This window comes from Bacillus cereus group sp. TH152-1LC, from assembly GCF_027710505.1.
GTDB lineage: Bacteria > Bacillota > Bacilli > Bacillales > Bacillaceae_G > Bacillus_A > Bacillus_A mobilis.
On sequence record NZ_JAQFNK010000020.1, the window covers coordinates 36,872 to 51,416 of the forward strand.

Consider the following 14,545-nt stretch of genomic DNA (forward strand, 5'->3'; position numbering starts at 1 on the left):
TTTGGAATGAATAATAGGAGATTTCAAACGATAAAAAGTAGTTTTACGAAAAATAAGTTTGTACTAATGGGAGTTATTATACTTGCGGTTTTAACGGTTGCATCGATATTCGCATTCGTATCACCGTACGATCCTAGTAAAATGTCGATTCCAGATCGTTTACAAGAACCGGGTATGAGCCATCCTTTCGGTACGGATGATTACGGAAGGGATTACTTAACGAGGGCGTTATATGGGGGACGCGTTTCGCTTGCGGTCGGTTTCCTGGCAATGGTTGTTTCTATTACAATCGGAACTGCGGTCGGAACAATTAGCGGATATTATGGCGGAAAGTTAGACAACTTCTTAATGCGAATTGTTGAAGTACTTATGTCAATTCCATCATTTTTCTTAATGCTGTTATTAAATGCTTATTTAAAACCAGGAATTACGACGTTAGTTCTTATTATTGGATTGCTAACATGGATGGACACTGCTCGTATTGTAAGGGCAGAAACGCTATCTGTAAAAGAGCGTGAGTACGTTTTATATGCAAAAGTATCAGGACAGAAATCACTCACAATTATTGTAAGACATATCATTCCAAACATTTTATCAACTATTATTATCGCTGCGACATTAACAATTGCGACATCGATTTTAATGGAATCATCACTTAGCTTTTTAGGTTTAGGTATTAGAGAACCAGATTCTTCTTGGGGTAGCATGCTAAACAATGCGCAAGGGTATATTGGCGAAGCTTGGTATTTAACACTCTTCCCAGGGTTCCTTATCCTTTTAACGGTACTTAGTTTTAACGTAATTGGTGAAGCATTGAAGAAAGCTTTCGCGCCAAAAGGAGCTGGAAATGAAAACTAAAGTGTTAAGTGAAAGGAGTGAGAAGCGTGTCTGAAAAACTGTTAGAAGTAAATAATTTAAAGACTTCTTTTTTCATAGAAAGCGGAGAAGTAGAAGCGGTTCGCGGCGTTACATTTCGTTTAAATAAAGGAGAAGTAGTCGGTATCGTTGGGGAGTCTGGAAGTGGAAAGAGTGTGATGGCGAAGTCTGTTATGTCTCTCGTTACATCACCAGGGAAAGTGAAAGAAGGGGAAATCCTTTTTCATAATGAAAATATCCTTTCTAAATCTGAAAAAGAATTGCGTTCTATTAGAGGAAATCAAATTTCACTTATCTCCCAAGATCCAATGTCTGCGCTAAATCCAGTCGTGAAAATTGGAAAGCAAATGACGGAAGTAATTATACGGCATCAAAAAGTGAAAAAGAAAGAAGCAGAGCAGATTGCGGTCAGTTTGTTAACACAAGTCGGTCTTTCTTCACCAGAAGAAAGGGTAAAACAATATCCGCATGAACTAAGCGGCGGAATGAAGCAGCGAGTTATGATCGCAATGGGGATGTCTTGTAACCCAGATCTTCTCATTGCGGACGAACCAACGACAGCGCTTGATGTAACGATACAAGCACAAATACTAGATTTAATGAAAAACTTAAAAAACGAAACGAACATGGCGTTACTTCTTATTACGCATGACTTAGGAATAGTCGCACAAAACTGTACACGCGTTATCGTTATGTATGGCGGGCTTATTATGGAAGAAGGACCTGTACTTGATATTTTCCAATCGCCGAATCATCCATATACGAAAGGGCTATTAAACTCTCTGCCGAAAATATCGAATGGCGTAAAAGAAAGACTCGCGCCAATTCAAGGTGTAACGCCAAACTTATTAAACCCGCCACAAGGTTGCCCATTCGCAGAGCGTTGCCCGCATGCGATGGACATTTGTGAAAAAGAGCGTCCGCCATATTTTGAAATCGGAAACGAAAGACGTTCTATGTGCTGGTTAAACGATAAGACAGTAGGTGAATCACATGCATGAAGAAAACTTAATTGAAGTTCGGAACTTAAAAAAATACTTTCCTATTAAAAAGGGGCTATTCGGCAGAAAAACAGAGCAATTAAAAGCAGTCGATGACTTAAGCTTCACAATTAAAAAGGGTGAAACATTCGGATTAGTAGGCGAATCAGGCTGCGGAAAATCAACGACAGGAAGAAGCATCATTCGTTTACACGATGTCACTTCAGGTAACATCCTATTCGACGGAAAAGACATCGCAAGTTTAAAGGAAAGTGAACTAAAAGAGTATCGGAAAAGAATGCAAATCATTTTCCAAGATCCATACGCATCATTAAATCCGTCGATGAACGTATTCCAAATTATTAGCGAGCCAATGAACATTCACGGTTCTTACGAAAAAGAAGAACAAAAAGAAATCATTTTAGACCTTCTAAAAAAGGTAGGTTTAAAGGAAGAACACTTATATCGCTACCCGCACGAATTTAGCGGAGGTCAGCGCCAGCGCATCAGCATCGCGCGCGTACTATCTGTAAAACCAGATTTCATCCTATGTGACGAACCAATCTCAGCACTTGATGTCTCAGTCCAAGCACAAGTCGTAAACATGCTGCAAGACATCCAAGAAGAAACAGGCGTCACATACTTATTCATCGCACATGACCTATCCATGGTAAGACACATATCAGACCGAATCGGAGTCATGTACTTAGGAAACATAGTAGAAATTGCCGACAGCGAAGACCTATACACAAAACCGGCACATCCATACACACAAGCACTACTCTCATCCATGCCAGAACCAGATCCAACAAACATAGGCAAAGAACGGATTATCCTAGAGGGAGAAGTACCGAGCCCACTCAACTCACCATCCGGCTGCAAATTCAGAACGCGCTGCAAATTCGCCACTGAAAAATGCGCACAGGAAGTACCGAAGATGGTTGAGATTGCGAAGGGGCATGAGGTGGCTTGTCATTTGTTTTAGATTTGAGGAAAAGCATTGGGGGACCTGGTGCTTTTTTTCTTTGTAGGTGAACGTGATGTGGGATTGGTTGTTAGTTTAGGAGATAACGCGCTCGAAATTTGTCGGTAAATCGATATGTTGTGTCGAAACGTTGATATGTTCGGAGTTACGATCGATATAATCGAATAATCGTTGATATATTTTTTTAAAGAGTGGGATTGGTTGTAGATTAATGTAGAAATTTAATGTTTTCGAAAAAAAGAATTGACTTCTATATCAGTTGTAACTAAAATGGTTACATAAAGATGTAATCAATTTAGTTACAATTAATATCTGCTAAAAATATGATTTATATATTTAATTAAGGATGGTGGTCCATACGTTGCCACCCGGTGTAGAAAGTTACTAACACATTCAAATCAATGCATATTCTAAGCTTTAGTATTTTCTGTTACGGGGCAATAAGGTGCAACGTTATCTTTTGTTAAAAACCTTGGTGGATCTTTCTTTGGAAATATTAGTTTTGGGGAAATATAGTAAGGTATCTAAAAAAGAACAAGGTATAAAAAGATGTACTTATATAAACCAAAAATTTAGTTGAGCTGGATAATAAAAAAAGGTAGGAGATTTAAATGGAGACGAAACAAGATAACCTTATTTACGTATGGGATGCATATTGTGGATGGTGCTATGGTTTTTCAGAAAGTATTAAAGGATTTTACAAAAACCACACTGAAGTGCCATTAACGGTTTTATGTGGAGGGTTATTTTTAGATAATTTACCAATGAAAAACTTCTCATATATAGAAGAAGGAAATAAAAGAATTAATCAACTTACAGGTGCTGAATTTGGTCCTTCATATCAAAAATTGGTGGAGGAAGGGACTTTTAAAATGAATTCGAAAGATGCTGCAATTGGCTTTTCAGCTTTACGCTCATTAGCGCCAGACCGTTTATTAGAATTCACTTCGGCTATGCAAAAAGCGTTTTATTATGAGGGCCAAAGTCTGAGTGATCCTGAAACATATCGCAAAATTGCAATCGAGCATGGTTTGGACCCTGAACAAGTATTAGAACGTTTAAACGCTCAAGAAATAATAATAGATGTCCAAAATGATTTCAATAAAGTTCGACAGCTTGGTGTTAATAGCTATCCTTCCTTACTTTTACAAAAGGATAATCAAATTATTCCTATTGGTGGTGGCGTAATGACGCCGGATAAAATTGAAGCGCGTTTTAAAAATTTATATTAAGAAAATTTAGGATATAGTAGCAAACATGTTATCTTAGGCCACCTGACATTCATCTCCGTAATATTCGCCAGTACTATTACACTTTCAGATAAATGGGAGTGGGAGATTTTATCGGAACAAGATAAAAATATGATAATTAGTTAATAACTTTAACAAAAGGAGAATAACATACTATGTTTAAAACAATCGATACAAATCAAAAAGATGTGAAATTAACGGTGTTTAGTTCGGACGAAAAAAGCTTTATGGTCACAGCAACATTAGTTGAGAAAGCAGGACATGCATTTTTAATAAACTCAAAATTTACTCAATCTGATTCGAAAGAAATTGTAGAGTATTTGAAAAAAAACAACTTATCTCTAGATAAAATCTTTATTATTCATGGGGATCCAGACTACTACTTTGGATTAGAAAATATTAAAGCTGCTTACCCAGAAGCTATAGCGTATGCTACGGAGTCTACTGTTGAACATATCGTTCATTCTGTCTTAGGGAAATTAAAAGTTTGGAAAGACGCCCTTGGAGAAAATGCGCCAAGTAACGTGGTATTACCTCAAGTGTTTAAAGAAAAAGCGATTGATTTTCAGGGGTTAACATTTGAACTAGTAGGCTTAGATCATTACAGAACTAGCTTATTTAATAAAGAGCTGAAAGTATTAATTGGTGGTATTGATGTATTTAACGAAATACATGTATTCTTAGCGGATACTAGCTCAAAAGCGGCGATGGAGGCGTGGATTGAGAACTTGAAAGTGTTACAAGCATTACATGCTGACATAATTGTACCAAGCCATGGATCAATCGAAAAATCTCTAAATAATCAAGCACTTACTGCGACAATGGATTATTTAAGAACTGCGGTTCAAGCTTCTGAGGAAAGTGGAACTTCAAAAGATTTTGTGGCAAAACTTGAAGCAGCATATCCAGACTATGCAAATAAAGGTGTATTAGAATTAAGTGCAAAAGTTGTAACAAAAGAAATGCCTTGGGGTTAATGATATGAATAAATATCAAAAACTATTACATGAAACGTATGTGTTAACTGGCGAAGGGAAATTGGATGCGTTCAAAACGTATTTAAGTGAAAATGTATCTTGGACAGAAGCTGCTGGGTTTCCATATGCAGGTACTTATATAGGTCCAGGTGAAGTAGTGAAAAACGTACATGAACGTCTTGGCACGGAATGGGATGACTATAGCGCTAAAGATGAAATTTATACTTTTAATAACAATACTGTTATTGTGTATGGAAAATATAGTGGAACATATAAAGCTACAGGGAAGTCATTTGTAGCAGATTTTTGTCATCTTTATAAGTTTGATGAGAACGATAAGGTTAAGAAGTTTATTCAAATTGTGGACAGTGCAACTGTTAATGAGGTATTAAGTTAGAGTTAATCGTTTCTAATATGCCTTGTATAGGGGGAGGATAAATGAAATTCCTAACATTACCCCTGACATTACATTTTTGGGAAGGTTTCTCCTTCTTCAAACTTTTTATAGAAGAAAACTTATTTAAGTAGAAGAGGTAGGTATATATGAAATTAGAGAAAAGTTTAATCATAACAATTATTTCTGTATTTATTTTAGGAGTAGTTTCGACTTTGGTATATCAAGCTTCCACCGGTAATAACAAAGGGAACTCAATAAAGAGCGAGAATGTTGCTTCTGTATCAAAAGAAGTGAAAGAAAATGAAAAGAATAAAAAGATGGTAGTTGATTTCTATAATGAAGTTTTTAACAAACATAATATCGATATTATCCCTAAATATGTTAGCGAAGATTATAAGCAACATAATCCTTTTGTTGCTGATGGACGAAAAGCCTTCATGGATTTCTTTAAGGAGGATTTTGTTAAAAATCCTAATTCCTCTGCAGAGATTAAACGTGTAGTAGCTGAAGGGGATACAGTTGCTCTTCATGTACATTCTCGTACTAATTCTCAAGATAAGGGAGTTGCTATAGTGGATATATTTCGTATCAAGGATGGAAAGATTGTCGAACACTGGGATGTAATTCAAGAGATTCCAAGTGAAGCAGCTAATGATAATACGATGTTTTAGATAGAAGATATATTTAATAATTGTTTAATTGATAGTGCTGTATAGAATTTAGAAATTTAGATAAGTAAAGGAGATGTCCTAGTACCATGCCTGGGACATCTCCTTTTTGTTTTAACGAGATTTAATTTATTGTTACTTGTATTTTTTTATGTACTACTATTCGATTACACATCATTTCAGGCGGTTTTCTTTTATCCCGCATTAATGGGCAGTAAGATCCCCACCTCTTTTAATTCTTCAATTAATAAAAAGTTTGCTTTCAAATTAGAAAGGGTTAGTCCCTTACACCCAAAAACAAAGGGGAACTCAATTATTCAAATTCATATAAAGTTTCAATCTTGTCTAAGCATCCATTAGGATATACAATGGATCATCTATTTTTCTTTACATAATCTCCAGATGCAGTCCATATCAACTATAGATTCTTGTCTTATGCTAAATGTAATCAAAAAGCAAGTAGATAAAGATAATGACTAAAACATTAACTCTAGATACTTTTTTGATGAATATTACAAATAAACAGGAGGTAATGAAAAATGATTAAAACATTATTAGCAGGAGCACTTTTAAGTACAGGATTGGTAGCGGGAGGTGCAGATGATGCGAAAATGGACAATTTAAAGTCAAATGAAGGTAGTTCAAATCAAGTAATTACACAGAGTGTAGATGGAACAACGTCTTTCTCACAAAACTTTGATTTACCTAAAGATGCAGTGCCAGCAACTCCTAAAGGAAACGCAAAAACAGTTGAAAGAACAGAGGGTACAGGTTCTCAAGAAGGAAAAATGGTACCAACAAAAGAAGGTACAGATTCTCAACCAGGATTTGAAATGGGATCCCCTGAGAAACCAGAATATGCAAAAACAGTTGAAAGAACAGAAGGTACAGATTCTCAAGAAGGAAAAATGGTACCAACAAAAGAAGGTGCAGATTCTCAATCTGGATTTGAAATGGGAGCCCCTGAAAAACCAGAATATGCAAAAACTGTTGAAAGAACAGAGGGTACAGACTCTCAAGAAGGAAAAATGGTACCAACAAAAGAAGGAAATTAAATAATATATAGTTATAACGAAGAGCATCCAAAAAGTGGTGCTCTTTTTATATTATAGGGATTAACTAGTTTTACTCAATATAGAACTGTAGGAGGAATTCAAACTAGAATATGGGTTACTGTCTCTTCAAATCATGGTGTTTGAAGCACTAGTTTTGGTGGTAACGTTACAACATAAACATTTTATTAGAGATTTTTTAAATTTACATACACTCTAGATAAACTACATATCAACTTCAGATACTTGTTTTATGATACAAGTAATCAAACAAAAGGAGGGCAATACAAAATGATTACAACAGTATCAACAGGGCACTCTTTTAAGTACAGGAGATTATTAACAGGTGGAGAAAATGTTGAAGATGTACAGACAGATAAACATATTCCATATGAACAAAATGAATTGCAGCAAACTCTAGAAAAGTACAATTCGAAGAAATTTGAGTTATAAAAAGAAAATAGATAAATGAACAAGAGAAAAGTATTTTTATTTTCATTTGGATATAGGACTTGAATCAAACTTTTATACTAAAATATATAGGGCAAAAAGGAGGGAGTACATTGCACAAAATTATTTATGGAATATTAATTTTAATATATACTTTTTATTCATTTTTTGTAAGTGATGGAAGTGAAGTAAGGTTTATTATGCTGTTAACTATAGTACTTATCTTTTCTGTGGTTTTAGAAAAAGGAAATGCAAACCAAACGACTGATTAAGGGGCGTTTGGTTTGCATTTTTTATTGGCTATTACAGTCTAGATGTTTTAGGGGTAGCACCAAATTTCATTTTGGGGGCACTATCAAATTTTTAGTTGATGAAAATACGGTGCAACTCCTACTAGAGAAAACACCGCCTAAAATAGAAAACTTTTAACCTATTATCATTTATTCCGTAGCTTTTAAGGTATTTAACACGACTTTGGTTGCATCTGCAATAAGTTTATCGTCATATTTAGCATCTTCTTTATCATGATTAGAAAGTATAGCAAGAACAATCGGCTTTTGATTTGGTGGCCAAATAATTGCGATATCATTTCTTGTTCCGTAAGATCCCGCGCCTGTTTTATCAGCTACTTCCCATCCTTTTGGTACGCCCGCACGAATCAATTTATCTCCAGTTGTATTTCTCTTCATCCAATCTACTAATAGTTCACGTTTTTCTGTTGGAAGTGCAGTCCCTAATGTAAATGATTGAAGCGTCTTAGCTATTGCTTCTGGTGTACTGGTATCATGTGTTTCTCCTGGATGCACTTCATTTAATTCAGGTTCAAATCGTTCTGAAGTAGTAACAGTATCTCCCATTTCTCTCAAGATTTTTTCAAATTCAGAGGGACCTCCTAACTGTTTAAGAATCAAATTATGTGCTGTGCTGTCACTATATCGAACTGAAGCATCTGCAAGTTCTTTTAACGTCATTCCTGTATCAACATGCTTTTCAGTAATTGGATTATAATTAGAAAGATCTTCATGAGTATACGTAATCCTTTGATCAAGAGCTTCTAATGAGTTCTTGCGTAAAAGAGCGCCCACAGCTAATGATTTAGATGTAGATGCAAATGCAAAACGATTATCTGAATGATAGGCAACAGTTTGATTTGTACCTGTGTCCAGTGCATAAATACCAAGCTTAGCATCATATTCTTTTTCAAGTTTAGCGAAAGATTGATTACCTGTATTTTCTTGTTTAATTTGATTAGTTTGATTCGTTTGTTTAGGTGGTTCAGATTGAGTATTACTATTGGAACAGCCTATAAGTGATACACATGAAATTAATACTACAGGCACAATCTTTTTGTAATGTAAAATGTTAAAGAACTTGTTTAAAACGAACATAAATTTTCAACCTCTTTCAAGCATATATGGATTTTGTCTAGGTATTCTAAATACCAATGCAATTAAAGATGGCATAGGGTAACAATACTACTGTAGCTAAAATTTCACAGGTTAAAGGACATCCAAAACGTTTATCCCGCTATTTGCCGGGCAGTAAGACCCCCGCTGATTAAAGTTTCACTTTATATGATTGATAAGTCACAGTTTGCGTTATTTCTTTTTTGTTTCCACTTGTAATGGTTCACCTGTGAAAGTATTACAATACATGTTTTTTACTTTTGGGAATAATAAGTCCTTTCATTTTTTTGTAATACATAAAAATAGATGTCAAACGGGATATGTTGTATCCAATCTGGACAACTCATATTAGAAATACACTTATTAGACACTCTAAGTAATAAATTTGTTCCACTTTAAGATGAGGAAGAATTTGGGGTTTGTAAAATAACAATGGAACTACGCGTTTTTTCGTCATACAAAAACCTCTACATATAAGTAGAGGTTTTTAAATTGCATATGAATGAATTATGCTTTTTCAGATAAACGAAGATTATAGAATACATCATTTTAACTAGACTTATTATTAACTAATGTATCCCCACCACCAAGCTCCGCCTCAATCTGCGAAGTCTTCGATGACTCATCCATGCGCCAATACGTAATAAAGCTGATCGCGATACATCCAGCTACGTAGAAGTAGAATAATGATTCCATTCCGATACTCTTTAGCCATAATGCGATGAACTCGGCAGTTCCGCCGAATATCGCAACGGTTAGTGCATACGGTAAACCTACGCCTAATGCGCGAATTTCAGTTGGGAAGAGTTCTGCTTTTACAATTGCGTTAATGGAAGTGTAACCAGTAACGATAATGAGACCGACCATCATGAGTAAGAATGCTACCAATGGTTCTGTTGTTTTTTCCATGAAGAAGAAGATTGGTGCTGTTAGTAATGTTCCGAGAATACCGAAAGCCATTAATAGTGGGCGGCGTCCAATTTTATCGGATAATAGCCCTGCAATTGGTTGAAGTACGACGAAAATAAGTAGTGCGGCAAAGTTAATCCAGCTTACAACTTCTTTCGGCAGACCGATTGTGTTTACCATGAATTTTTGTAAATATGTTGTGTACGTATAGAATGCGACAGTGCCTCCTAATGTTAGGCCGACTACTGTTAATACTGCTTTCGGATGTTTCATAAGCGCGCGAACGGTTCCTGCGTTTTCGCGTTTTTGTGATTTTATGTTTGCGAACTGCTCCGATTCATCCATTGTGCGGCGAAGCCATAATACAGCTACTGCGCCCATCGCTCCAATAATGAACGGAATGCGCCAGCCCCAAGCTTTCATATCTGGTTCGCTTAGTAATTGTTGAAGAACAATTTGAACGCCTAACGCAACCATTTGCCCAGCAACGAGCGTTACGTATTGGAAGCTTGAATAAAAGCCTCGGCGACCACTACTAGCCATTTCAGATAAATACGTTGCCGAAGTTCCGTACTCTCCGCCGAGTGATAATCCTTGTAGTAAACGGGCAAGAACTAAAATAATTGGCGCCATAATCCCAATGCTTTCGTAACTAGGTGTACAGGCGATAATTAAAGAACCACCGGCCATAACCGTAATCGAAAGCGTTAATGCTGCCCGGCGTCCGTGCCGATCCGCATAGCGTCCCATTAATAAACTTCCGATAGGGCGCATTAGAAATCCAACTGCGAAAATAGCTGCTGTGTTCAGTAACTGACTCGTTGGATCTCCTTTAGGAAAGAACTCTGCTGAGAAGTAAACAGCGAAAGCAGAGTAAACGTACCAGTCGTACCATTCAATTAAATTGCCGACTGAACCTTTGAAAATATTGCCGGCGACTCGGTTAGATTTTGCTTGAGCCATAATCATTCCTCCTATTGCTTAGAAATAAAAGTTAAATATGAAAGCGTTTTTATTGTAGTTGAATTGTACTGTCTATAGAATAAAATCTCAATATTATGACAATTTTATTCTTTTTGTACTTTATGTACATGGAGAGTTTTAATAGTTGCTTCATTATTCGTTTTGTCATAATAATAGAAAAAGGAGATTGATAGTTTCGAATATTTTATCAAAGGATATGAAGTATGAAGAAATCACGCAAAGTGTCATTACAAACGAAAATAGTAAGCTTAATTATCGCGTTAATATTATTTGTCGTTCTCCTATTAGCGGGAATATTTGTTTACATTCAGTCCGTTGATACGAAGCGTCAAGTGGAACAGTTAGCACTGCAAACAGCTAAATCTCTTTCTTTTATGCCAGCTATAAAAGATGCTTTTCAAAATAACGAGCATAAAAGTACAATCCAATCCATTGCGGAACAAGTTCGCGAGCAAGCTGGTGCAGATACTGTCATTATAGAAGATCGCTTTGGGGTGATGTATTCCCATTCTAATTCGGAGTTAATTGGCACAAAGAGTAACAATCCATATAACTATGAAGCACTTACTTTTGGAGGATATTATACGCTCGAAGGAAATGGGGAAAGTGGTCCTGCTTTAATGGCGAAGGCACCTATTATTGTTCATAACGGAGACTACAATCAAGTAGTAGGTGTTGTGACAGTAGAGTTTTTAATAAAAGGTATTGAATCTAACATACTGAGCAGAACGAAAGAAATTATACTCTTTTCCTTAGCTGTATTACTAGCTGGCATTGTTGGCGGTATTCTTTTAGCACGTAGCATTCGTAAAGATACACTCGGTTTGGAACCGAATGAAATCGCGGCGTTATACCGGGAACGAAGTGCGATACTACTATCTATAAAAGAAGGGATTATCGCTATTGATCAAAACGGTTTTATTACGATGATGAATACGTCGGCAGAAGAGATGCTACATGTAAATGGTGATTATATGCAGCAACACATTTCAAAGGTTTTACCAAATTTTAATATGGAAAGAGTGCTAGAAACTGATCAAGAAATCGCGTTTCAAGATAAGGTGTTTATTTTAAACATGACACCGATACTCGAAAATAACAGTACGGTAGGAGTTGTATGTAGTTTTCGAGATAAAACAGAACTGCAAAACTTAGTGAATACAATATCCGAGGTAAGAAAGTATTCAGAAGACTTACGCGCTCAAACACATGAATTTACAAATAAACTTTTTGTCTTGTCAGGATTACTTCAGTTAGGACATTACAAAGAAGCGATTGAATTTATCCAACAAGAATCTAATATTCATCAAAGTCAAAACCATATTTTATTCCATCAAATTCATGATGCGAAAGTACAAGCTATTTTATTAGGAAAAATCGGAACAGCGTCTGAGAAGAAAATCGATTTTCATATTGAAGGAGATAGTGCGCTTCATCCGTTACCAGACCATATAAAAGTTTCGCACCTTATTACGATCCTTGGAAATATAATCGACAATGCGTTTGATGCGGTGAGTGAGCAAGAGGAAAAGAATGTTTCCTTCTTCGTTACGGATATTGGGCACGATATTGTGTTTGAAGTGATAGATAGCGGGATAGGGATAACGGCAGAAAAAATAACGACCATTTTTCAAAAAGGTTTTTCAACGAAAGGAAACAATCGTGGTTACGGACTAGCAAACGTGAAAGAAATGGTAGATGTACTAGAAGGAACAATTGAAATTCAAAACGAGAAAAATGGGGGAGCTATTTTTACAATTTACCTTCCGAAAACATTGAGAGAAAGTACATGACAAACAGGGGGATGGGCATATGTTGAAGGTTGCAATTGCAGAAGATGATTTCCGTGTCGCACAAATTCAGGAAGAGTTTTTATCAAAAATAAAGGACGTAAAAGTGATTGGAAAAGCATTGAACGCGAAAGAAACGATGGAACTACTACAAAGGGAAGAAACCGATTTACTTCTATTAGATAACTATTTACCAGACGGAATCGGAACAGACTTATTGCCCAAAATTCATGCAGATTTTCCAAACGTTGATGTCATTATGGTTACTGCGGCAAATGAAAACCATATGTTAGAAAAAGCAATTCGAAACGGCGTAAGCAACTACCTTATAAAACCGGTCACGCTTGAAAAATTTGTTCGCACAATTGAAGACTATAAAAGAAAGAAGCAATTATTACATAGTAACAATGAAGTGAATCAAGCACTTATCGATAACTTCTTTGGCATTTCACAAACGCAAGACATAAAAAATTTACCGACAGGTGTTGATCCGTTAACACTGCAAAAAGTGAAAGGGATTATAAAAGGATTCGAAGAGGGAATTACAATAGAAGAAATGGGGGAACAAATGGGAGCCTCCAGAACAACCGCAAGAAGATACTTAGAATACTTAGTAGCGACAAATGAATGCACAGTAGAGTACACATACGGCATTATCGGACGACCGGAACGAAAATATCGAATAGGGCGAGGACTATGAAAAAGGGATTATTACTATGTATATGGATCATGACAGGAGTAATAGCTGGTTGTTCTTCGGAAAAATCCCATACGAATACAGTGAACATCGACAAAGTAGAAATCGTTGCGCCGAACGTTCAAGGAGCAGGATGGGACTTAACAGCACGAGCGATGCAAAAAACACTGACAGAAGAAAAAATCTTCACAAAACCAATCACTGTCACAAACAAAGTAGGTGGCAGCGGTGACGTCGGATGGAAATATACGAAACAAAAAGGCGGTCACGTACTGGCGATTAACTCAAGCTTACTCATAACGAACAACCTACTAGGCCACAGTAAACTAACATATAAAGACTTCACACCGCTCGCAACACTCGCATCGGACTGGGAAGTCGTTGTCGTATCAAAAGACTCGAATATAGAAAATGCAAAACAACTAATGGAACAACTAAAACAAGACAAGAAAAACTTCAAAATCGGTGTTGCCCCAGGCCTAGGAAACGACGATCACCTATCCTTCGTACAAGTAAGCAAAGCCTTCGGCATAAACCCTGCCGAACTACAATTCTTCGTCTACGAAAACAAAGAAAAAATCATAAACGCCCTAACGAACAAACAAATAGGCGCCGCAACCATGACCCTATCCGAAGCCGAAAAACAATACAAAGCCGGCAAAATAAAAATACTAGCCGTATCCGCACCAAAACGACTAGACCGCCTACCAGAAATTCCAACATGGAAAGAACAAGGAATCAACGTCATCTTCCAGCACTGGAAAGGAATTATGGGCCCGAAAGATATGACGGAGGAAGAGGTTGCTTATTGGGATGGTGTGATTAAGAAGATGGTGGAGAGTGATAGTTGGAAGGGGATTTTGAGGGAGAGAGGGTGGGATTCTTATTATAAGGATAGTGGGGAGAGTAGGGAGTTTTTGGAGGAATGTCATTTTAGGTATGAGGAAATGGTGAAAAAAGAGGCTTAAGAGGGAAGTATTCAATCAGGCTTTATTTTTGTAGTTACTTCTATATAATATAAAAGAGATGAGGGTGTTAGGCCAATTATATTAAAAGGGCTAGATAGGGATAGATAAAATCTAGCTTACTGATTAAAAATATATTAGTCGTTTAAAGATATAAAA

The 14,545-nt window shown here is 36.5% G+C and carries 15 protein-coding genes; 13 read left to right on the forward strand and 2 right to left on the reverse strand.

Annotation, left to right across the window (positions count from 1 at the left end; translation table 11 throughout):
• Positions 1–6: 6 nt before the first annotated feature.
• The 10 genes from PDL00_RS27860 to PDL00_RS27905 all read left to right on the forward strand — a co-directional run bounded on the left by PDL00_RS27860 (position 7) and on the right by PDL00_RS27905 (position 7,907).
• Positions 7–858 (forward strand): ABC transporter permease, encoded by an 852-nt coding sequence (locus PDL00_RS27860; RefSeq protein WP_097863324.1) that lies wholly within the window; start codon positions 7–9, stop codon positions 856–858.
• 26 nt (positions 859–884) lie between these two features.
• On the forward strand, positions 885–1,877 hold the full coding sequence (locus tag PDL00_RS27865) for an ABC transporter ATP-binding protein (RefSeq protein WP_270732620.1): 993 nt from the start codon (positions 885–887) through the stop codon (positions 1,875–1,877).
• Positions 1,870–2,841 (forward strand): ABC transporter ATP-binding protein, encoded by a 972-nt coding sequence (locus PDL00_RS27870; RefSeq protein ID WP_270732623.1) that lies wholly within the window; start codon positions 1,870–1,872, stop codon positions 2,839–2,841. Before PDL00_RS27865 ends, PDL00_RS27870 begins: the two co-directional genes overlap by 8 nt.
• 611 nt (positions 2,842–3,452) lie before the next feature.
• Entirely contained in the window at positions 3,453–4,073 is a 621-nt protein-coding gene (locus tag PDL00_RS27875) for a DsbA family protein (RefSeq protein WP_270732625.1), read from the forward strand.
• A 173-nt stretch (positions 4,074–4,246) separates the two neighbouring features.
• Complete coding sequence (locus PDL00_RS27880; RefSeq protein ID WP_016082679.1) at positions 4,247–5,068, forward strand: MBL fold metallo-hydrolase; 822 nt, start codon at positions 4,247–4,249, stop codon at positions 5,066–5,068.
• Positions 5,069–5,072: 4 nt separating this feature from the next.
• Positions 5,073–5,465, forward strand: coding sequence for a nuclear transport factor 2 family protein (locus PDL00_RS27885; protein ID WP_270732630.1), 393 nt, complete (start codon positions 5,073–5,075; stop codon positions 5,463–5,465).
• Positions 5,466–5,611: 146 nt separating this feature from the next.
• Entirely contained in the window at positions 5,612–6,136 is a 525-nt protein-coding gene (locus tag PDL00_RS27890) for a nuclear transport factor 2 family protein (protein WP_000764214.1), read from the forward strand.
• A 536-nt stretch (positions 6,137–6,672) separates the two neighbouring features.
• Positions 6,673–7,188 (forward strand): hypothetical protein, encoded by a 516-nt coding sequence (locus tag PDL00_RS27895; protein ID WP_270732634.1) that lies wholly within the window; start codon positions 6,673–6,675, stop codon positions 7,186–7,188.
• Positions 7,189–7,476: 288 nt separating this feature from the next.
• Complete coding sequence (locus PDL00_RS27900; protein WP_270732637.1) at positions 7,477–7,638, forward strand: hypothetical protein; 162 nt, start codon at positions 7,477–7,479, stop codon at positions 7,636–7,638.
• Positions 7,639–7,748: 110 nt separating this feature from the next.
• Positions 7,749–7,907, forward strand: a complete 159-nt coding sequence (locus tag PDL00_RS27905) for a hypothetical protein (RefSeq protein ID WP_270732641.1) — start codon at positions 7,749–7,751, stop codon at positions 7,905–7,907.
• A gap of 168 nt (positions 7,908–8,075) precedes the next feature.
• On the opposite strand, the gene blaIII is transcribed toward PDL00_RS27905, so the two are convergent.
• Both blaIII and PDL00_RS27915 read right to left on the reverse strand, forming a co-directional pair.
• On the reverse strand, positions 8,076–9,023 hold the full coding sequence (gene blaIII, locus PDL00_RS27910) for a class A beta-lactamase BlaIII (protein ID WP_270732643.1): 948 nt from the start codon (positions 9,021–9,023) through the stop codon (positions 8,076–8,078).
• Positions 9,024–9,590: 567 nt separating this feature from the next.
• Positions 9,591–10,913: an MFS transporter gene (locus PDL00_RS27915; RefSeq protein WP_270732646.1), complete on the reverse strand. Its 1,323-nt coding sequence runs from the start codon at positions 10,911–10,913 to the stop codon at positions 9,591–9,593.
• A 224-nt stretch (positions 10,914–11,137) separates the two neighbouring features.
• Here PDL00_RS27915 and PDL00_RS27920 point away from each other — a divergent pair, with 224 nt between their 5' ends.
• From PDL00_RS27920 to PDL00_RS27930, 3 genes are read left to right on the forward strand one after another with little or no spacing between them, the layout of a single operon-like run.
• A complete protein-coding gene (locus PDL00_RS27920; RefSeq protein ID WP_270732649.1) occupies positions 11,138–12,727 on the forward strand; it encodes an ATP-binding protein in 1,590 nt (529 codons plus the stop codon).
• Positions 12,728–12,746: 19 nt separating this feature from the next.
• Positions 12,747–13,424 (forward strand): response regulator, encoded by a 678-nt coding sequence (locus PDL00_RS27925; protein WP_270732652.1) that lies wholly within the window; start codon positions 12,747–12,749, stop codon positions 13,422–13,424.
• A complete protein-coding gene (locus PDL00_RS27930; protein WP_270732655.1) occupies positions 13,421–14,389 on the forward strand; it encodes a tripartite tricarboxylate transporter substrate binding protein in 969 nt (322 codons plus the stop codon). The genes PDL00_RS27925 and PDL00_RS27930 overlap by 4 nt, the downstream gene beginning before the upstream one ends.
• Positions 14,390–14,545: the final 156 nt, after the last annotated feature.

What these genes read in the sequence shown, in the direction of transcription:
- PDL00_RS27885 (WP_270732630.1), top strand. Translation starts at nt 5,073, where the DNA reads ATGAATAAATATCAAAAACTATTACATGAAACGTATGTGTTAACTGGC.
- PDL00_RS27870 (WP_270732623.1), top strand. Translation starts at nt 1,870, where the DNA reads ATGCATGAAGAAAACTTAATTGAAGTTCGGAACTTAAAAAAATACTTT.
- PDL00_RS27890 (WP_000764214.1), top strand. Translation starts at nt 5,612, where the DNA reads ATGAAATTAGAGAAAAGTTTAATCATAACAATTATTTCTGTATTTATT.
- PDL00_RS27860 (WP_097863324.1), top strand. Translation starts at nt 7, where the DNA reads ATGAATAATAGGAGATTTCAAACGATAAAAAGTAGTTTTACGAAAAAT.
- PDL00_RS27875 (WP_270732625.1), top strand. Translation starts at nt 3,453, where the DNA reads ATGGAGACGAAACAAGATAACCTTATTTACGTATGGGATGCATATTGT.
- PDL00_RS27920 (WP_270732649.1), top strand. Translation starts at nt 11,138, where the DNA reads ATGAAGAAATCACGCAAAGTGTCATTACAAACGAAAATAGTAAGCTTA.
- PDL00_RS27930 (WP_270732655.1), top strand. Translation starts at nt 13,421, where the DNA reads ATGAAAAAGGGATTATTACTATGTATATGGATCATGACAGGAGTAATA.
- PDL00_RS27925 (WP_270732652.1), top strand. Translation starts at nt 12,747, where the DNA reads ATGTTGAAGGTTGCAATTGCAGAAGATGATTTCCGTGTCGCACAAATT.
- PDL00_RS27880 (WP_016082679.1), top strand. Translation starts at nt 4,247, where the DNA reads ATGTTTAAAACAATCGATACAAATCAAAAAGATGTGAAATTAACGGTG.
- PDL00_RS27895 (WP_270732634.1), top strand. Translation starts at nt 6,673, where the DNA reads ATGATTAAAACATTATTAGCAGGAGCACTTTTAAGTACAGGATTGGTA.
- blaIII (WP_270732643.1), bottom strand. Translation starts at nt 9,023, where the DNA reads ATGTTCGTTTTAAACAAGTTCTTTAACATTTTACATTACAAAAAGATT.
- PDL00_RS27900 (WP_270732637.1), top strand. Translation starts at nt 7,477, where the DNA reads ATGATTACAACAGTATCAACAGGGCACTCTTTTAAGTACAGGAGATTA.
- PDL00_RS27915 (WP_270732646.1), bottom strand. Translation starts at nt 10,913, where the DNA reads ATGGCTCAAGCAAAATCTAACCGAGTCGCCGGCAATATTTTCAAAGGT.